This window comes from Amycolatopsis solani, assembly GCF_033441515.1.
Classification (GTDB): Bacteria; Actinomycetota; Actinomycetes; order Mycobacteriales; family Pseudonocardiaceae; genus Amycolatopsis; species Amycolatopsis solani.
On record NZ_JAWQJT010000001.1, the window covers coordinates 1,408,139 to 1,427,103 of the forward strand.

The 18,965-nt window shown below is 70.3% G+C and carries 17 protein-coding genes; 9 read left to right on the plus strand and 8 right to left on the minus strand.

The features are described 5' to 3' along the window. Positions 1-8: 8 nt before the first annotated feature. Positions 9-1,667, minus strand: coding sequence for a circularly permuted type 2 ATP-grasp protein (locus SD460_RS07125; protein WP_290050784.1), 1,659 nt, complete (start codon positions 1,665-1,667; stop codon positions 9-11). A gap of 148 nt (positions 1,668-1,815) precedes the next feature. Here SD460_RS07125 and SD460_RS07130 point away from each other — a divergent pair, with 148 nt between their 5' ends. From SD460_RS07130 to SD460_RS07150, 5 genes are all read left to right on the plus strand, one after another. Beyond that, positions 1,816-2,754, plus strand: a complete 939-nt coding sequence (locus SD460_RS07130; RefSeq protein WP_290050783.1) for an ABC transporter substrate-binding protein — start codon at positions 1,816-1,818, stop codon at positions 2,752-2,754. A gap of 17 nt (positions 2,755-2,771) precedes the next feature. Beyond that, entirely contained in the window at positions 2,772-3,707 is a 936-nt protein-coding gene (locus tag SD460_RS07135) for an amino acid ABC transporter permease (RefSeq protein WP_290050782.1), read from the plus strand. Further along, positions 3,704-4,477, plus strand: coding sequence for an amino acid ABC transporter ATP-binding protein (locus SD460_RS07140; RefSeq protein WP_290050781.1), 774 nt, complete (start codon positions 3,704-3,706; stop codon positions 4,475-4,477). The genes SD460_RS07135 and SD460_RS07140 overlap by 4 nt, the downstream gene beginning before the upstream one ends. A gap of 151 nt (positions 4,478-4,628) precedes the next feature. Then, complete coding sequence (locus SD460_RS07145; protein WP_290050779.1) at positions 4,629-6,944, plus strand: oxidoreductase; 2,316 nt, start codon at positions 4,629-4,631, stop codon at positions 6,942-6,944. 46 nt (positions 6,945-6,990) lie between these two features. Continuing rightward, positions 6,991-7,461: an SRPBCC family protein gene (locus SD460_RS07150; protein WP_290050777.1), complete on the plus strand. Its 471-nt coding sequence runs from the start codon at positions 6,991-6,993 to the stop codon at positions 7,459-7,461. Here SD460_RS07150 and SD460_RS07155 read toward each other — a convergent pair. Then, on the minus strand, positions 7,451-8,026 hold the full coding sequence (locus SD460_RS07155; protein WP_290050776.1) for a hypothetical protein: 576 nt from the start codon (positions 8,024-8,026) through the stop codon (positions 7,451-7,453). The two genes, SD460_RS07150 and SD460_RS07155, sit on opposite strands and share 11 nt — an antisense overlap. Before the next feature lie 153 nt (positions 8,027-8,179). Between SD460_RS07155 and SD460_RS07160 the strand changes: the two genes are divergently transcribed. Genes SD460_RS07160 through SD460_RS07170 form a run of 3 tightly spaced genes read left to right on the plus strand, consistent with a single transcriptional unit; the run spans position 8,180 to position 12,241 of the window. Continuing rightward, the gene (locus tag SD460_RS07160; protein WP_290050826.1) at positions 8,180-9,997 is read left to right on the plus strand and encodes an NHL domain-containing thioredoxin family protein; all 1,818 of its coding nucleotides are present in this window, start codon (positions 8,180-8,182) and stop codon (positions 9,995-9,997) included. Between the two features lies 1 nt (position 9,998). Then, the gene (locus SD460_RS07165; RefSeq protein WP_125309067.1) at positions 9,999-10,331 is read left to right on the plus strand and encodes a GroES family chaperonin; all 333 of its coding nucleotides are present in this window, start codon (positions 9,999-10,001) and stop codon (positions 10,329-10,331) included. A 29-nt stretch (positions 10,332-10,360) separates the two neighbouring features. Continuing rightward, entirely contained in the window at positions 10,361-12,241 is a 1,881-nt protein-coding gene (locus tag SD460_RS07170; RefSeq protein WP_438860550.1) for a VanW family protein, read from the plus strand. Positions 12,242-12,245: 4 nt separating this feature from the next. Here SD460_RS07170 and SD460_RS07175 read toward each other — a convergent pair whose 3' ends face one another. Next, on the minus strand, positions 12,246-12,953 hold the full coding sequence (locus SD460_RS07175; protein WP_290050823.1) for a leucine-rich repeat domain-containing protein: 708 nt from the start codon (positions 12,951-12,953) through the stop codon (positions 12,246-12,248). After that, entirely contained in the window at positions 12,950-13,789 is an 840-nt protein-coding gene (locus SD460_RS07180; RefSeq protein ID WP_318306008.1) for a helix-turn-helix transcriptional regulator, read from the minus strand. The genes SD460_RS07175 and SD460_RS07180 overlap by 4 nt, the downstream gene beginning before the upstream one ends. Positions 13,790-13,899: 110 nt before the next feature. Here SD460_RS07180 and SD460_RS07185 point away from each other — a divergent pair, with 110 nt between their 5' ends. Further along, positions 13,900-15,279 (plus strand): MFS transporter, encoded by a 1,380-nt coding sequence (locus SD460_RS07185; RefSeq protein ID WP_290050772.1) that lies wholly within the window; start codon positions 13,900-13,902, stop codon positions 15,277-15,279. On the opposite strand, the gene SD460_RS07190 is transcribed toward SD460_RS07185, so the two are convergent. The 4 genes from SD460_RS07190 to SD460_RS07205 all read right to left on the minus strand — a co-directional run bounded on the left by SD460_RS07190 (position 15,269) and on the right by SD460_RS07205 (position 18,907). Continuing rightward, a complete protein-coding gene (locus SD460_RS07190; protein WP_290050771.1) occupies positions 15,269-15,562 on the minus strand; it encodes a GlsB/YeaQ/YmgE family stress response membrane protein in 294 nt (97 codons plus the stop codon). The genes SD460_RS07185 and SD460_RS07190 overlap by 11 nt on opposite strands. A gap of 154 nt (positions 15,563-15,716) precedes the next feature. Beyond that, positions 15,717-15,992 (minus strand): GlsB/YeaQ/YmgE family stress response membrane protein, encoded by a 276-nt coding sequence (locus tag SD460_RS07195; protein WP_290050770.1) that lies wholly within the window; start codon positions 15,990-15,992, stop codon positions 15,717-15,719. 135 nt (positions 15,993-16,127) lie between these two features. Further along, on the minus strand, positions 16,128-17,963 hold the full coding sequence (locus SD460_RS07200) for an acyl-CoA dehydrogenase (protein ID WP_290050769.1): 1,836 nt from the start codon (positions 17,961-17,963) through the stop codon (positions 16,128-16,130). Positions 17,964-18,121: 158 nt separating this feature from the next. Next, a complete protein-coding gene (locus SD460_RS07205; RefSeq protein WP_290050768.1) occupies positions 18,122-18,907 on the minus strand; it encodes a response regulator transcription factor in 786 nt (261 codons plus the stop codon). Positions 18,908-18,965: the final 58 nt, after the last annotated feature.

Here is an 18,965-nt window from a genome sequence, read left to right on the forward strand (position 1 = left end):
GAACCTCCCTAGCTCTGCTGTTGTTGCTGCTGTTGCTGGGACGAGGTCAGTTCGGGCCCCTGCTCGGCGACCAATCCGTCCACAGTGGACATCGCGCCGAGCGCGGGCTGCTCCAGCTCCCGCTCGGCCGTCGACGCGCGGGACGCCAGCACCCAGGTGTCCTTCGAGCCACCGCCCTGTGAGGAGTTGACGACCAGGCTGCCTTCCGGCAGCGCCACCCGCGTCAGCCCGCCGGGCAGCACGAAGATGTCCTTGCCGTCGTTGACCGCGAACGGCCGCAGGTCGACGTGCCGCGGCGCGAGCCGGTCGTCCACCTTGGCCGGCACGGTCGAGAGCTGGACCACCGGCTGTGCGATCCAGCCGCGCCGGTTCGCGCGCACCTTCCGCCGCAACGTCGCCAGCTCCGCCGCGGTCGCGTCCGGCCCGAACACGATCCCGTAGCCGCCGGAACCCTCGACCGGCTTGATCACCAGCTCGTCGAGGTGCGCCATGACGTGGTCGAACTCGTCCGGCAGCCAGCACCGGAAGGTGTCCACATTGGGTAGCAGCGGCTTCTCGTTCAGGTAGTACTTCACCATCTCCGGCACGTAGGTGTAGACGAGCTTGTCGTCGCCGACACCGTTGCCGATGGCGTTGGCGACCACGACGTTGCCCGCGCGCGCCGCGTTCTGGATCCCCGCGACGCCGAGCACGGAGTCCGGCCGGTAGTGCACCGGGTCGAGGAACTCGTCGTCGATCCGCCGGTAGACGACGTCGACCTGGCGCTCGCCCTCGGTGGTCCGCAGGTAGACGACGTTGTCACGGCAGAACATGTCCCGGCCTTCGACCAGCTCGACGCCCATCAGCCGGGCCAGCAGCGAGTGCTCGAAGTACGCCGAGTTGTGCACGCCGGGCGTGAGCACGACGACCATCGGGTCGGCCACGTTCGCCGCGGCCGCCGCGCGCAGCGCCCGCAGCAGGTGGGACGCGTAGTCGCCGACCGGGCGCACCCGGTGCTGGGCGAACAGGTCCGGGAAGACCCGGGCCATCGTGCGCCGGTTCTCCATCACGTACGACACCCCGGACGGGTTGCGGAGGTTGTCCTCCAGCACCCGGAACGTGCCCTCTTCGTCGCGCACCAGGTCCACGCCGGACACGTGGATGCGCACGCCGTTCGGCGGGGTGATGCCGAACGCCTCCCGGTGGAAGTGCTCGCACGACGTGATCAGCCGCCGCGGCAGGACGCCGTCGCGCAGGATCTGCCGGTCGCCGTAGACGTCGGCGAGGAACGCCTCGAGCGCGCGGACGCGCTGGGCCACGCCGCGCTCGAGCTTCGTCCACTCGGCGGCCTGGATCACCCGCGGCACCAGGTCCAGCGGGAACGGCCGCTCCTGCCCGGACAGCGAGAAGGTGATGCCCTGGTCGACCATCGCCCGGTCCAGCGCCTGCGACCGCGACTGGAGGTCGTGCGCGTCGAGCGCCGCGATCGACTCGTACAGCGCGCGGTACGGACCGCGGACCGTGCCGTCGCCCGAGAACATCTCGTCGTAGGCGCCCGCGTGCGGCCGATCCGGGGAAAGGTAGCCCTCGAACCGGTCACCGGGCCGGGTGATCCGGCTGGCCGCCGCCTTCCTCGCGCGTCGACCGGACGGGGGCAGCCGCGGCGGGGTGGCGTTCATGAACGACATCCTGACGCACGTGCCCCTTCGTGCGCGACACTCCCGGCGTGGTGGGTGCGCGGCGAAACGTCGCTGTAACTCGACAGTGCTGTGCTTTGGTATGGATGAGTGGCAATATGCGTGCTCTCACGAACTGAGAACTACGAGGAGTGACGACGTGGCCCGAGGAACCCAGCTGAAGGCGATCGCCCTGCTGCCGGCGTTCGCCCTGGTCGGCTTGACCGTGGCGTGCGGTGCGGGCGGGAGCGGAGCCGGTGACGTCGGCACGAGCAGCTCCGCCGCCGCGCCCGGCACCGGATCGGGTGACGTGGGCACGGTCGCCAAGGACGACGCGCTCGCCGCCTTGGTCCCCGCCGATGTCAAGTCCGACGGCAAGATCCTGGTCGGGCAGGACCAGAGCTACCCGCCGAACGAATTCCAGGACAACGGCAAGGCAGCCGGCTTCGACGTCGACCTCGGCACCGCCATCGGGCAGGTGCTCGGCGTGCAGATGGAGTTCCAGAACGCTTCGTTCGACGGCATCATCCCCGGCATCGGCTCCAAGAAGTACGAGCTGGCCATGTCGTCGTTCAGCATCACGAGCGAGCGCCTGCAGACGGTCGACATGATCTCGTACTACAAGGCGGGCACGTCGCTGGCCGTGCTGAAGGGCAACCCCGACGGCCTGAAGGCCGACGACCTCTGCGGCAAGAAGGTCGCCGTGCAGAAGGGCACCACGCAGGTCGAAGACCTCGACAAGAAGAACGCCGCCTGCACCGGCGCCGGCAAGCCGGCCATCGAGATCACGCAGCTGCAGGCCCAGACGGACGTCAACCTGGCCCTCACCGCCAAGCGCGTGCAGGCGGAGCTGGCCGACTCCCCGGTCATCGACTACGCGGTCAAGCAGACCAACGGCGCGCTCGAGGTCGTCGGCGAGCCCTACGACACCGCCCCCTACGGCGTCGTGCTCCCCAAGAACAGCGGTGACTACGGCAAGGCCGTCCAGGGCGCGATCCAGAAGCTGATCGACAGCGGCGCGTACAAGAAGATCCTCGACAAGTGGGGCCTGTCCTCGGCCGGTGCGGTCACCAAGTCGGAGCTCAACCCGGCCAGCTGAGTTAGGACGTAGTTCGCGTGTCCAGTTCTTCCGAGGCGCCTCCGAGCGAGGCGCCTGCCGAAGCCGAGCCCATCAAGGCCGTCCCGGTGCGCCACTACGGGCGCTGGGTGGCCGGGGTGATCATCGTCTTCCTGGCGTTCATCGTGGTCCGCAGCGTGATCACGAACGACGCGCTGCAGTGGCCGGTCGTCGGGGACTACCTCTTCGACGACCGGATCCTGCGCGGCCTGCAGAACACGCTGATCCTGACGGTGATCTCGATGCTGATCGGGATCGTCGGCGGGATCCTGCTGGCCGTCATGCGCCTGTCCCCCAACCCGCTGACCTCGGGTGCGGCGTCGATCTACATCTGGCTGTTCCGGGGCACGCCGCTGATCACGCAGCTGATCATCTGGAACTTCCTCGGTCTCGCCTACTCCCGGATCGGCCTGGGCATCCCGTTCGGGCCGACCTTCGTCAGCTGGGACACCAACCTGCTGATCACGCAGTTCACGGCGTCGCTGCTCGGCCTCGGCCTCAACGAAGCCGCGTACATGGCGGAGATCGTGCGCGGTGGCATCCAGTCGGTCGACTCCGGCCAGCTGGAGGCGGCGAGCGCGCTCGGCATGAACCGCACCAAGACCCTGCGGCGGATCATCCTGCCGCAGGCGATGCGGGTGATCATCCCGCCGACCGGCAACGAGACGATCTCGATGCTCAAGACGACGTCGCTGGTCGTGGCGATCGGGTACTTCGAGCTGATGGTCGCGGCGCAGACCATCTACTCGCAGAACCTGAAGACGGTGCCGCTGCTCATCGTGGCCGCGCTCTGGTACCTGTTCATGACTTCGGTGCTGACGCTGGTCCAGATGCAGATCGAGAAGCGGTTCTCGCGCGGTACCTCGCGGGGCGTGGTCCAGCGGGCCGGCTGGCGATCGAGGATCTTCAGCCGGGGTGGAGGGAACGTCACATGACCCCCGTGGTGTCCGCGCAGCGGATCTGCAAGAGCTTCGGCAGCGTCGACGTCCTCAAGGGCATCGACCTCGAAGTGCACGAACGCGAGGTGCTCTGCCTGATCGGGCCGTCCGGCTCGGGCAAGTCGACGCTCCTGCGTTGCATCAACCACCTCGAGAAGATCGACGCCGGCCGGCTGTACGTCGACGGCGTGCTGGTCGGCTACAAGCAGCGCGGTGACAAGCTGCACGAGCTGCGCGAGAAAGAGGTCGCGCACCAGCGCAAGGACATCGGCATGGTGTTCCAGCGCTTCAACCTCTTCCCGCACATGACGGCGCTCGAGAACGTCATGGAGGCGCCGATCCAGGTGCGTCGCGAGCCGAAGGCCCAGGTGCGCCAGCGCGCGCTCGAGCTGCTCGACCGCGTCGGCCTCGGCGACAAGGCGAAGAACTACCCGTCGCAGCTGTCCGGTGGGCAGCAGCAGCGCGTCGCGATCGCGCGGGCGCTGGCGATGCAGCCGAAGCTGATGCTGTTCGACGAACCGACGTCCGCGCTGGACCCGGAGCTCGTCGGCGACGTCCTGGGCGTGATGAAGCAGCTCGCCAAGGACGGCATGACCATGGTCGTCGTCACGCACGAGATGCAGTTCGCGCGCGAGGTGGCGGACAAGGTGCTGTTCATGGACGGCGGCGTCGTCGTCGAAGAGGGTCCGCCCGACCAGGTCATCGGCAGCCCGCGCGAGGAGCGGACCAAGTCGTTCCTGGCGCGGGTGCTTAACCCGAACGCCTGAGGCGCCCGGCTGGGGCGGCCGGTTCCTGCCGACCGCCCCACCGGCGCGTTTTCGTCCATTACCCTCGGGGAGTACGACTTCTGGGGGAGGACGATTGCCGGGATTCCGACGCGGCGCTCCTCGGGAACCGAACGGGGAGGTGGGCCCGGCCGTGACGACCGAAAGCGTGCTGCCGCCGCTCGACCCCTTCGCCGGGATCCCCGACAAGCGCTACGAGGTCAAGGCCGCCGAACTGCTGAAACCCGGCAACGCCGGGCTGATGCGCTGGCGGCGTCAGGCCACCAACGCCCCGATCGTGTACGTCGAAGACGCCTACATCACCGGCACGCTCGACCTGCGGGCCGCGGACCTCAAGTACCTGTTCCGGTTCGAGCGCTGCCGGTTCGAAAACCCGCCGGACGTGCGCGAGGCGAACCTGCTCGGGCTCGTGTTCCGGAAGTGCTGGCTGCCCGGGCTCAAGGCCCGCAACATGCGCAGCCGCAACGACGTCCGGCTGATCCGCTGCGTCGTGCAGGTCGACGGCGCCGACCGCGAGATCGAAGAGACCACAGTCCAGCGCGGCGACGACCGCGAACGCGGCATGCCGAACGCCGCGGTCAACCTCACCGACGCGGTGATCGAGGGGTCGATGGTGCTCACCCGCACCGTCATCTCGCACCCGCACGGCAAGGCGATCCAGGCCGACCGGCTGGTGCTGACCGGCGCGCTGCTGGCCTACCGGATGGTCGCGAACGGCGAAGTCCGGCTCCCCGGTGTGCGGACCGGCGGTAACGTCAACTTCTCCGGCGCCACGCTGAACAACCCGGACGGCTTCGCGCTCAACGGCAACGGCCTGCACATCGGCGGGAGCCTGCTGTGCGAGGTCGACAACTACGGGCCCGCCAGCCAGCGGAAGCGGTTCTCCGCCACCGGCATCATGTACCTGCCGAGCGCCACCGTCGCCAGCGACATCGTGTTGCGCGAGGCGAAGCTGACGGTGTCGCAGCACGGCCCGATCGCGGTCGACGCGTGGAAGTCCAACGACCCGTACCTGGACCCGCGCCCGGCGCTGGTCTTCGACCGGATGCGCGTGGACGGGAACGTCGAGCTCTCGGACGGCCTGCACGCGCTGGGCACGCTGCGCATGGTCAACGCCCGCATCGGCGGCTCGCTGCGGCTGGCCGGCGCTGAGGTGCGGGTCGAGCGCGGCAAGTCGCAGCCGTACTACGACCGCGCGTTGCACCTCGACGGCACCGAGATCGGCGGTGACATCGAGGCGACGAGCCTGCGCGTGCCCGCCGGGCAGCTGCGGCTGGCCGACGTCACGATCGGCGGCAACTTCCTGGCGTGGAACTCGATGTTCCGTCACCCGGGCCGGGACGTGTTTTCGGCGCGCCGCTCGAAGATCGCGGGCAACTTCCAGCTGACCGACGCCGCGATCCAGGGCACGCTGCGGCTGCAGGGCGTCGAGGTCGGCGGGTCGATCAACTTGGCGGGCACCCAGCTCACCGACCCCGGCATGCGCGCGACCAGCAGTTTTTCGCTCGACGTCCGCACCGGCCGGATCGGCCGCGACCTGACGCTGCGGGACAACAACGGCCGCCCGTTCGCGGCCGCGGGCGGCGTCAACCTCGACGGCGCGCAGGTCGCCCGGCGGGTGGACCTGCGGGGGTCGGAGCTGGGGTCGCTGCCGCCGTTCGCGGTGGCGCTCGACGCGGGCGACGTCGCGGCGGACGAGTTCATCTTCACGCCGAACCGCGAACCGCAGGGCCGGATCGTGCTGCGCCGCGCGCACTGCGGAACGCTGAGCGACAACGAGGAGTTCTGGGCGGCGACCGCGGGCATCGAGCTGGAGGACTTCCGCTACGACGCGCTGAAGGACGGCATCCCGCTCGACGACGACAAGGCCCTCGACCACCGCATCGAGCTCCTGCGCAAGGCGATGCGCGGCTACCGGCCCGGCCCGTACGACCAGCTGGCGCACATGCTCCGCGCGGCGGGCAACGAAGAGCACGCCTCGACGGTGGCCCTGCGCAAGCAGCAGTTCCGCTACGAGGCACTGGCCCGTGGCTTCAAGTTCTTCGGCCCGGGCGTCCGGCTGTGGAGCTGGCTGCAGCGTTCGATGGTCGGCTACGGCTACCGCCCGGTCCGCGCGCTCGGCTGGCTGCTGATGCTGCTGGTGCTCGGCAGCCTGTGGTTCGGCTTGGGAACGGACGACTGCGTGAACTGGCCGGCGACCGACCAGGCCCACCAGATCATCGCGAACGGGCGCCGCTGCGTGGTGAACCAGCAGGACACGGGGCTGCAGTGGAACCCGGTGATCTACACGGCGGACCTGTTGGTGCCGATCGTGGACTTCGGCAACAAGAGCCGCTGGTACATGCACGGAACGGACAACTGGGTGGCCGCGGGCTTCACGGCATCGGGCTGGATCCTGGCCACCACGGTGGCGGCGGGCGTGAGCCGCATGCTGCGGCGCGACAACTGAGGGAATCTGACATACCCTCGGTATGTCCCTCAGTGTGGAGGTCCCCTTGAACGCACCCGACGCCACCGGCCGGATCGAGATCGGCGCAGCGCCCGAAACCGTGTACGCCCTGGTCAGTGACCCCGGGAAGCTGGCAGGCGTCGCCGAGGAGTACGCCGGGCACCGGTGGGTCGGTGGCTCCTCCGGGCCCGCCGTCGGCGCGAAGTTCCGCGGGCGCAACCGGCGGGGTTTCCGGCGCTGGAGCACGTTGTCGACCATCACCGACGCCGAACCCGGGCGGCGGTTCGGGTTCGAGGTGACCTCGGTCGCCGGGTTGCCCGTCGCGCGGTGGCAGTACGACTTCGAAACCACGGAGGACGGCTGCGTCGTCGTCGAAAGCATGTGGGAGCGGCGGCCGGCGTGGTTCAAGGTGCCGACGTCGACCGTCACCGGGGTGTGGAACCGGGGTGAGGCCAACGCGGCCAACATCGCCGCCACCCTGGCGCGGCTGAAGCGGGCCGTCGAAGCTAGTCGATGAAGCGGGACCAGAACGGGATGTAGCGGGGGCCGTCCGGGGGTGCCGTGCTGATGCCGCCGGTCGCGAACTCGCGGTGCAGGTAATCCCGCAGGTCGCTGCCGTAGACGATGATGTCCGTCTGGTACACCGACAGCACCGGGTAACCGACCGTGCCGGCCAGGCCGGGCAGGTAGCGGTGCCCGCACACCGGCACCAGCTGCGGCACGTCGGCCAGGCGCTGCCGGGCCTCGCGGACGGCGTCCTCCGGGCCGACCGGGCGGGTGCCCCACTCGGGGAGCCAGAAGCCGTTGTGCTCGACGTCGTACAGCACGCCGTCGACCGGCCATGCCAAACGTTTGCGCAGCTGCTCGGGGTTGCCGCAGCGCCAGTCGGGCCAGCGGTCGCCGATGGGCACGCCGGCGGACAGGAACGTGCGGTGGTCCGCGGCGAAGCGGAAGCCGAACCGGCGCTCGACGTCGTCGAGTTCGGCTTCGCTCAGCCCCGGGCGCACCGGTTCCCGGAGGTTCTCCTGCAGGTGCCGTGCCTCCTCGGGGGTGAGGGCGCCGGCCGGCTGGACGGGGGTCATGGGCCGAGCCTAAGCGGCGGCTCACCGGCACGCGCGTCCTTTTTCGACCACCCACAAGGGGTGAGTTTGTTCTCTCATCGGCCGGACTGCGGAACACAGCGTGAGCGCGTGTAGTTCACTCTTGCCGTGACTTCCCCACGACCGCAGAGCCGCGTGCGTGCCCCCGAGCTGCGCGGCGACGTCTGGCTGAACACCGGCGGCCGCGCGCTGACCCTCGCCGAGCTGCGCGGGCGCATCGTGCTGCTGGACTTCTGGACCAGCGGCTGCATCAACTGCCTCCACGTGCTCGACGAGCTGCGGCCGCTCGAGGCCGAGTTCGCGGACGTGCTGGTCACGATCGGCGTCCACTCGCCGAAGTTCCTGCACGAGGGCGAGCGCGCGTCGATCGAAGCCGCGGTCCGGCGCTACGACGTGCACCACCCCGTGGTCAACGACCCCAAAATGGAACTGTGGTCGCAGTACGCGGTCCGCGCGTGGCCGACGCTCGCGGTCGTCGACCCCGAGGGCTACGTCGTGCACGTCGCCGCGGGCGAAGGGCACGAAGAGGCGCTTCGCCGCGTGATCGCCGACCTCGTGACGAAGCACGAAGCCAAGGGGATGCTGCGCCGCGGCGGCAGCCCGTACGTCCCGGTGGAAGAGCAGGTCAGCGAGCTGCGGTTCCCGAGCAAGGCCGTCGCCACCGCCGAGGGGCGCGTCCTCGTCGCGGACACCGGGCACCACGCGATCGTCGAGTTCGCCTCGGACGGCGAGACCGTCATCCGCCGCTTCGGCAGCGGAGCCCGCGGCGGCCAGGACGGCCCGTTCGACGTCGCGACCTTCGCCGAGCCCTCGGGCATCGCGCTCCTGCCGTACGACATCGCCGAGCGGGTCGGCTACCACGCCGTCGTCGCCGACACCGCCGGCCACCGGCTGCGCGGCCTCGACCTCATCACCGGCGAGGTGTCGACGGTCGCCGGCACCGGCGCCCAGTGGCGCACCGGGCCCGACTCGGGCAAGGGCACCGAGGTCGACCTGACGAGTCCCTGGGACGTCGCCTGGTGGGGGCCGGCGGGCGGGGTCGTCGTCGCGATGGCGGGCAACCACACGCTGAGCGTGTTCGACCCGGTGTCGGGCACGATCCGCCGCTTCGCCGGAACGACCGTCGAAGGCCTTCGAGACGGCGACGTCGCCGAAGCGTTCTTCGCGCAGACGTCCGGCCTGGCCGTGGAGGGCGACAAGCTGTGGCTCGTCGACGCGGAGACGTCGGCGCTGCGCTGGATCGAGCCCGACGGCGAATCCTTCACCGTCCACACCGCGATCGGCATCGACCTCTTTTCCTTCGGTCACACCGACGGCCCGGCCGACCAGGCGCTGCTGCAGCACCCGCTGGGCCTCGCCGTGCTGGCCGGCGACAAGATCGCGATCGCCGACACCTACAACGGCGCGGTCCGCTGCTTCGACGTCTTCACCCGCGAGGTGACGACGATCGCGACCGGCCTCGCCGAGCCTCAGGGGCTGCTGTCGCACGAGGGCGAGCTGCTGGTCGTCGAGTCCGCGGGCCACCGCGTCGGCCCGCTGCCCGCGAGCGCGCCGAAGGTCGTCACCGGCGACGCGCACGCCGTGCGCCGCCCGCCGACGGTGCTCGCCCCGGGCGAGATCGACTTTTCGGTGGTGTTCACCGCGCCGCCCGGCGAGAAGCTGGACGACCGCTTCGGCCCGTCGACGCGCCTGGAGATCAGCGCGTCCCCACCCGAGCTGCTGGCCGACGGCGTCGGCACCGGCACCGACCTGACCCGCAAGATCCGGCTGGCCGACGGCGTCACCGAGGGCGTGCTGCAGGTCGTGGCCCAGGCCGCGAGCTGCGACGACGGCGGCGAGCACCCGGCGTGCCGGATCACGCGGCAGGACTGGGGCGTCCCGATCCGGCTCGAGAAGGGCGGAGCGCAGGAACTCAGCCTGGTCATGGCCGGTGCCCCGCGGACCGACGGGTAACATGCAGGCCGTGTCTGACGGGGCGAAACTCGAGATCCAGATGCTGCACGACCGCGTCCTGGTGCGCCTGTCCCCGGAGGAAGGCGAGCGCCGCAGCAGCGGCGGCATCGTGATCCCCGCCACCGCGCAGGTCGCCCGCCGGCTCGCCTGGGGTGATGTACTGGGCGTGGGCAACAGCGTGCGGAACGTCAAGACCGGCGACCGCGTGCTCTTCAACCCGGAGGACCAGCTCGAGGTCGAAATCCAGGGCGAAGGGCACCTGGTGATGCGCGAACGCGACATCCACGCGGTGGCGACGGAGCGAACCGAGCACGGCACGGGGCTCTACCTGTAGGGGAGTCGGGTCCCGCGGAGGGCGAGGGCGTGGCAGACGAAGAGGTGACCGAGCGCGCGGCGGCGGAGACAGCGGCGGACGAGCCGGCGCCGATCGAGCCCGTCGTCGCACCCGAGGCCGCCGCCACCGACTTCTTCGCCGATGACCTCCTCGGCGAACTGCTCGAGACCCCCGCCCTCGCACCCCCGCCGGAAACCCCCGCGCGGAAGCTCCGCAAGGGGCTCGCGCGCACCATGATGGCCATCGGGCTCGCGCTCGGGCTGTTCGTCATCCTCTACGCGATCGACCTGCTCGTCAGCGCCGGGGACGTTCCGCGCGGGGTGACCGTCGCCGGGATCGACGTCGGGGGGCTGAGCCACGCCGAGGCCGAAGCCAAGCTGCGCCAGGAACTCGAGCCGCGGCTGATCCGGCCCGTCGTCGTGCACGGGGGTGACGTTCAAGCCGAACTCGTGCCGTCGCGGTCGGGGCTGGGGCTCGACTGGCCGAACACCCTCGGGCTCGCCGGGCACCAGCCGCTCAGTCCGATCACGCGGATCATGTCCTTCTTCACCAGCCGCGAGGTCGGGGTCGCCACGCGCACCGACGAACGGCAGATCACCGACGCCGTCCGGCAGCTCGCCCAGGGCAAGCTCGACCACCCGGCCACTGAAGGGGCGGTCGGGTTCCTGCCGATCGCCGGCAGCGACGGCGGCGTCACCCCGTACCCCGTCCTGCCGCGGCAGGGGCAGCAGCTGCTCGACCTGCCCGGCGCCGTGCACACCGTCACCGAGCACTGGCTCGACCCCGGCGGGGTCCGGCTGGCCATGGCGATCACGCCGGTCAAGGCGACCGCGGCCGGGGTGCAGGCGGCCTACCGGCAGATCGTCGTGCCCGCCGTCGCGAAACCCGTGGTCGTGCACGGGCAGGGCAAGGACGTGCCGCTCAAGCCCGACGCCATCGCCGCGTCGTTCCAGTTCGCCGCGGTCGAGGGCGGGGCCGTCGAGGTGCGCATCGACCAGGGCAAGCTGCAGGGCGCGCTCAAGGACCCGCTCACGAGCACCGAGACGGACGGCAAGGACGCGCAGATCGTCTTCACCGGCGACCGGCCGGCCGTCGAGCCCTCCGAGGACGCCCGGAAGATCAACTGGGAGAAGACCTTCCTGCCGCTCATCGACGTGCTCAAGAAGACCGACGGCCGGGACCTCCCCGTCGTCTACAGCGCGTCGAAACCCGGCGTGACCACCGAGGCCGCCAGCGCGCTCGGCATCACCGAGGTCATCGGCGAGTTCACCACCGGTGGCCTCGCCGGGCCGGCCGCGACCAACAACCGGACGCTCGCCGACCGCGTTTCCGGCACCATCGTCAAGCCCGGCGAGACTTTCAGCCTCGGCGGCCGGTCCGGCCCGCGCACCGCGGACAACGGCTACGTGCCCGCGCCGGTCGGCGAGGACGGCACCGGCGCCACCGTCGTCGGGGGTGGTGTCTCGCAGCTGGCGTCCACTTTGTACAACGCGGGCTACCTCGCCGGCCTGACCGACGGCGGTCACCTCGAGCACGACCAGTACCTCGACCGCTACCCCGCCGGCCGCGACGCCAAGGCCGTCAACGCCGACGGCAGCGCCGTCGAGCTCAAGCTGACCAACGACGCGACCACCGGCATCGCCGTCCAGGCCGTCGTTTCCGGCGACTCGGTGACCGTCCGGATCTGGGGCACCCGGCACTACCGCGTCGAGGGCCAGACCGGCGCGCAAACCCCGGGTGCTCCCCCTCCGGTGCAGTTCGGGGGCACCGAGCCGTGCGTCCCGTCGATCGGTTCACCCGGCTTCAGCGTCACCGACACCCGCGTGCTCTACGACGTCGCGAGCGGCGCCGAAGTCCGCCGGACGTCGCACACGGCGACCTACGGACCGCGCCCGACCGTGCTCTGTTGAGTTGTCAGCGAAGGACCATGCACCCCGCCTCCTCGAAGTCGCGCAGCCAGGACGGCTCCCGGAAGTGCTTGTTCCACCGCAGATCCAGCTTGTCCAATTTGGACAGATCAGCGAGCGACGACGGCAGCGTAACCAGCGCGTTCTCCCGCAGGTCGAGCTGACGCAGCTCACTCAACGCACCGATCGACGACGGCAGCGAAGTCAACCGGTTGCCCCGCAAGTGCAACTCCCGCAACGCCCCGAGCGCGCCGATCGACTCCGGCAACGCGGTCAGCTCGTTGCGGTAGAGCCGGAGTTCGCGCAGGGACGCGAACCCCGAGAGATCGGCGGGCAGCGACGTGAGCCGGTTGTCCGTGCAGCCCAGGTAGCGCAACCGGGCCAACCGGCACCACGCCGACGGGAACTCAGCCAGCCGGTTGTCGCTGACGTACAGGTACTCGGTCAGCCCCGCCAGCTCGCCCAGCTCCGCCGGCAAGGCGTCGAACCGGTTGTGCGCCAGGTCGAGCGTGTGCACCGACTTCAGCGCCGAGATCCCCGGTGGCAGCGTGGAAATCCGGTTCGCCGCGAGGTTGAGCACCTCGAGCCCGGTCTGCGACCAGAGCGACGCGGGCACCTCCGAAAGCGCGTTCTTGTACAGGTCGAGCCGGGTCAGCCCGGGTGGCAGCGGAGGCACCGACGTCAGCCCCCGGTCGCTCAGGTCGAGGGCCGTCACGACGACCGCCGGGTCGAGGGCAGCCGCGCCCACGTCGCCGCGTCGTCCGGGGTGGACACCTGGATCCGCAGCCCCGGCGCTTCCGACACCGCCAGCTCGGTCAGCCGCAAGGTCATCAGCCCGGCCCGCGGGTGGTCCATCCGCCGCAGCCTCGCCCGCGGTTCGGCCACCTCGTGCCGCGCCCACAGCTCGACGAACTCCGGGCTCAGCGCCGAGAGCCGACGGATGTCCTCCTCCCAGCTCGGGTCGCCGATGTGCCTGCCGTAGTCCGCCCGCATCCGCGCGACCATGTGCGGCACCTCCTCGTCGTAGTTCAGCAGGAACGCCCGTGCGTTCGGCTCGGTCACGCAGCACCAGAGCAGGTTCTTGTGCAGGCACGGCATGCTGTGCCACTCCCAGAACAGCTCCTCCTGCGCCGCGTTCGACGCCAGCACGTCGAACCGGCCGTTGACGACCGTGGCGGGCAGCGGGTCCAGCGCGCGCAGCACCTCGCCCACCGCCGACGGCACCACTTCGGCCGGCGACGGCAGCCGCGACGGCGTCAGCTCCGCGAGCCGGTACAGGTGCTCCCGCTCGGGGTGGTCCATCCGCAGCGTGCGCGCCACCGCGTCGAGCACCTGCGAGCTCGCGTTGATCGGCCGCCCCTGTTCGAGCCACGTGTACCAGGTGACGCCGACGCCGGCGAGCAGCGCCACCTCCTCGCGGCGCAGCCCGCTGAGCCGTCGGCGCGGGCCGGGCGCGAGCCCGACTTCCGCCGGGCCGATCCGCGCCCGGCACGCCTTGAGGAACTGGCCGAGTTCCTCCCGGCGGTTCGCGTGGACCTGCGTCTGGGTCATACCGACATCGTGCCGGAGGGGTACGACAGTTTTAGTTGAAGCAGGTACTCACAGCACCAGCACCACCAGGCTCTCTCCCCGCGCAGCTCGCGAGAAGCAGGCTCAGCGGCATGACTCTGACGACCCCCGCCCCGGCCACGGACCGGGAAGCCCGGGACCGGCGACCGTGGTTCATGCTGGCCGTCCTGCTCCTCGGCCAGTTCATGGCGCTGCTCGACGTCACCGTCGTAAACGTCGCCATGACCGACATCCGCACCGACCTGCACGCCTCGGGCGCCGCGCTGCAGCTCGTCGTGTCCGGCTACACCGTGGGCTACGCGATGCTGCTGATCACCGGCGCCCGGCTCGGCGAGCTGTACGGACGCCGCAGGCTCTTCGTCATCGGCACCATCGCCTTCACGATCTGCTCCGCCCTCTGCGGCCTGGCACCCGGCGAAACGGTCCTCATCGTCGCGCGGATCGCCCAGGGCGCCGGAGCCGCGCTGATGATGCCGCAGGTCGTCAGCCTCATCCAGACGCGGTTCACCGGCGCCGCGCGCGCCAAGGCGCTCAGCGCGTACACCGCGGTCCTCTCGGTCGCCTTCGTGGCCGGCCAGGTGCTCGGCGGGGTGCTCGTCGGTGCGGACCTCTTCGGTGCGGGCTGGCGGCCGGTCTTCCTGGTGAACGTGCCGATCGGCCTGCTCGTGGCCGTGCTCGCCGGCAAAGTGGTACCCGGCGGCGGCGCGAAGGCGGGCCGTCGCCTCGACCTCGCCGGGCTCGCGATCGCCGCGCCGGCGGTGGTGCTCGTGGTGCTGCCGCTGGTGCTCGGCCACGAAACCGGCTGGCCGGCCTGGACGTACGGCTCGATCGCCGCGGGCCTGTTGCTGGCCGTGCTGTTCGTGGTCGTGGAACGCCGCGTGCGCGACCCCCTCGTCGACCTGACCGTGCTCAAGATCCGGGGCGTCGCGCCGGGTCTGGTCACGCTGGCGGCGGGCGTCGCCTCCTACGGCGGGTTCCTCTTCTGCGTGGCGCTGCACCTGCAGTCGGGCCTCGGCAAGACGGCGATGGCCGCCGGCCTGGCGATGGCACCCGGCGGCGTCGTCTTCGGCCTGTGCGGGTTCTTCTGGAACCGGTTGCCCCAGCGGGTGCACGTCTGGCTGACCCCGGCCGGCTACGTGGGATCCGCGGTCGCCTACGTGCTGCTCGGGCTGGGCCGCGACGGCGGCACGCTGTTCTTCGCGGCGCTGCTGCTCTTCGGCCTGTCGATGGGGCCCGCGTTCGGATCGCTGATGGTGAACGCGCTGACGCACGTCCCGCTCGAGCGCGCGGCCGACGTCAGCGGTCTGCTGACCACCACGCTGCAGCTGGGTCAGGTCGTCGGCGTGGCCACGTTCGGCAGCCTGTTCCTGACGCTCGCCGTGACGTCGTCCGCGACCGCGCTCACCACGGCGATGGCCTGCGCCGCCGCGTTGCTGCTCGCCGGCGCAGGCTTGGCCGTCGTCAGGCGCTAGTGCGGCTGCCGCCCTTGACCTTCGCGTAGATCGCCGAGGCCGCGATGACGCCGACGACGGCCGCGACGATCTGGAAGATGTGCCGGATCCAGTCGATGCCGGACGTGTCCTTGACGCCGAACACCCCGGCCAGCCAGTTGCCGACGAACGCGGCCACGATGCCGACGACGATGGTCAGCCAGATCGGGATCTTCTGGTCGCCCGGCGCGAACAGCCGCCCGAGCACGCCAAGGACCAGACCCACGATGATCGTCGAGATGATGCCCCAAAGTCCGCCGAGCACAGCTGCCTCCTCGGATAGCGCGATGAGCGCCACGGTGGCACCGATCCGGGCGCGTCGCCCGCGATGACCCCCGATGGAGTGAGGACGAAAAAAAGACCCGGCCCGGTCCGCCCCCGACAGCGGACCGGACCGAGCCGGGTCTTCCGAGTAGCGGCTACCTGGTTACGCCTCGGCGTCCGTACGCGCCGGCGGCGATGCTCACGCCGATGGCGGCGAGCACGACCTGGGTGAGGATCTCCAGCCAGTCGATGCCGTCCGTGTCGGCGTACCCGAGGCCGCGCGCGATCGCCGTGCCGATGAAGGCGGCGACGATACCGATCACGATGGTCAGCCAGATCGGGATGCTCTGCTTGCCGGGTGCGACCAGCCGGCCCAGAACGCCGATGATCAGCCCGACGATGATGGCGCTGACGATGCCGGCGACAGTCATCACTTTCTCCTCTCAAGGATCCGCGGACCCGGCCACTCGGGTCCGTCGGACTCGGTGAGCGGAGTGCCCGCCCCACCCGGGCCTGAAACGCGAAAAGGGCCCTCCCCACTCGGGGAGAGCCCTATTCGTGACCTATCAGAAGGCGGCTTCGTCGAGCTCCATCAGCGCGTTGTCGGCGGCCTCCACGATGGCGCGGCGGGCGGTCAGCTCCGGCAGCACCTGCTTCGCGAAGAACGACGCCACGGCGATCTTGCCCTCGTAGAACGCGACGTCCTTGGCGGCCGCGCCCGCGTCGAGCTTGCCGATGGCGACCTCGGCGTGCTTGAGCAGCTGCCAGCCGATGAGCAGGTCGCCGACCGACATCAGCAGGCGGACCGTGTGCTGGCCGACCTTGTTGATGTTCTGCGGGTCCTCCTGCGACGCGGTCAGGTAGCCGATCAGCGAGCCGAGCATGCCCTGCGTGTCTTCGAGGGCCTGCTTGAGCAGCCCGCGCTCGTTCTTGAGCCGGCCGTTGCCCGCCTCGGACTCGATGAACTTCGTGATCTCGCCGGCGACGAAGGCGAGCGACTGGCCCTTGTCTCGGACGATCTTCCGGAAGAAGAAGTCCAGCGACTGGATCGCCGTGGTGCCCTCGTAGAGCGAGTCGATCTTGGCGTCGCGGATGTACTGCTCGATCGGGTAGTCCTGCAGGAAGCCGGACCCGCCCAGGGTCTGCAGCGACTGCACGAGCTGCTCGGTGGCGCGCTCGGAGCCGACGCCCTTGACGATCGGCAGCAGCAGGTCGTTGACGCCGTGGGCGATCTTCTGGTCACCCTCGCCGGTCCACAGCTGGTCCTGGAACGACGCCGTGTACAGGTACACCGCGCGCAGGCCCTCGGCGTACGCCTTCTGCAGCATCAGCGAGCGGCGGACGTCCGGGTGGTGCGTGATGGTGACGCGCGGGGCGGCCTTGTTCAGCATGTTCGGCAGGTCGGCGCCCTGGACGCGCTCCTTGGCGTACTCGAGCGCGTTGAGGTAACCGGTCGACAGCGTCGCGATGGCCTTCGTGCCGACCATCATCCGGGCGTACTCGATGACCTGGAACATCTGCGCGATGCCGTCGTGCACCTCGCCGAGCAGCCAGCCCTTGGCCGGGGTGCCGTGCTGGCCGAAGGTCAGCTCGCACGTCGTGGAGGCCTTGATGCCCATCTTGTGCTCGACGTTGGTGACGTAGGCGCCGTTGCGCTCGCCCAGCTCGCCGGTCTTGGTGTCGAAGTGGAACTTCGGCACGAGGAACAGCGACAGGCCCTTGGTGCCCGGCTTGGTCTCGATGCCGGGACCCTCGGGGCGCGCCAGCACGAGGTGCATGATGTTTTCGCTCATGTCGTGCTCGGCCGAGGTGATGAACCGCTTCACGCCGTCGATGTGCCAGGAGCCGTCCTCCTGCTGCACGGCCTTGGTGCGGCCCGCGCCGACGTCGGAGCCGGCGTCCGGCTCGGTCAGCACCATCGTCGCGCCCCAGGCGCGGTCGATCATCAGCTGCGCCCAGTGCTTCTGCTCTTCGGTGCCGTTCTTGTCGACGATCATCGCGAAGTTCGGGCCCGCCATGTACATGAACAGCGGGGCGTTCGCGCCGAGGATGAGCTCGGAGGCGGCCCACTGCACGGTCGGGGGCAGGCCGAAGCCGCCGAGGTCGTTGGTGAGGCCGAGGCGCCACCACTCGCCCTCGATGAGCTGCTGGTAGCTCTTCTTGAACGACTCCGGGATCTTCACGCTGAACGTCTTCGGGTCGTACACCGGCGGGTTGCGGTCCGCGTCGGCGAACGACTCGGCGAGCGGGCCGGTGGCGAGCTTGTTCAGCTCGGACAGCACACCGCGCGCGGTCTCTTCGTCGGACTCGGCGAGCACGCCCTTGCCAAGGCGCTCCTGCACGCCGAGTACCTCGAAGAGGTTGAACTCCAGGTCTCGGACGTTGCTCTTGTAGTGGCCCATGTCGTCACTCCAATGTGTTCGGCTCCCCGGCCGGGCACATACTCGCCTTACTCGCCGGTAACTTCAGGATATTACCTGCGGGTAACTGGAGCAAGCAGATCCGCACCACCGAGTACCGGAATTCCCCACAAAAGTGGCGTTGTGCCTGGGGAACGGCCTCAGCGGTGCCCCGGGATCGCCGTTGTGTCGGCCGTCACCGGCACGTGGCCGTCCTCGGTGCGGGCGATCAGGATCCCGCCGCGGAAGGCGATGGTCACCGCGTGTGTCCGGTCCCGCGCGGACAGCTTGCGCAGGATGCTCTTCACGTGCGTCCGGACCGTCTCCACGGAGAGGAACAGCAGCTTCGCGATCGCCGAGTTCTCGAGACCTTCGGCGACGAGCTGGAGCACCTGGTATTCGCGCCTGGACAGCGGCATCCCGCCGCGGCCGGCGGGTGGGCTGTCGTGGGCGAGGTCGCCCTTGGGCACGGTCGACCGCTTCGGCCGGGCGGTCAGCGCGGCCAGTGCCGGGTCGATGTACCGGCGCTCGGTGTGAGCGCGCCGGATCGCTTCGGCGAGCCGTCGTGAATCGATCGACCGCGGCACGATCGCGTGCGCCCCGGCGGCGATCGCGGCCGCCAGGTACTGCTGGGTGCGATTCGCGTCACGGATGAGCGTGACGAGGATCAGCGCCGGGTCGCCGGTGTTGAGCAGCTTGGTCAGGTGGCAGTTCGGGTCGAGCGCCGAATCGAGCACGACGACGTCCGGCTTGACCTGCTCGCACAGCTGCAGCGCGGCGTGGTGGCTGGCCGCCTGCCCGGCCCAGTGCAGCCCCTGGCTGCGGTGGACGAGCGCGGCGAGACCGTCCCGGTAGATCGGGACGGGATCGACGACCGCCACGCCGAGACTGCGCCCGCCGGGTCCGATCGGCCCCGTGGGCCTGCGGGTGGGCTCGATGCCGTGCATCGTGGGCCTCCGTCTCCTGCGCCGTCGCTCCTGGGACGCCGAACCTCCGGCACCATCC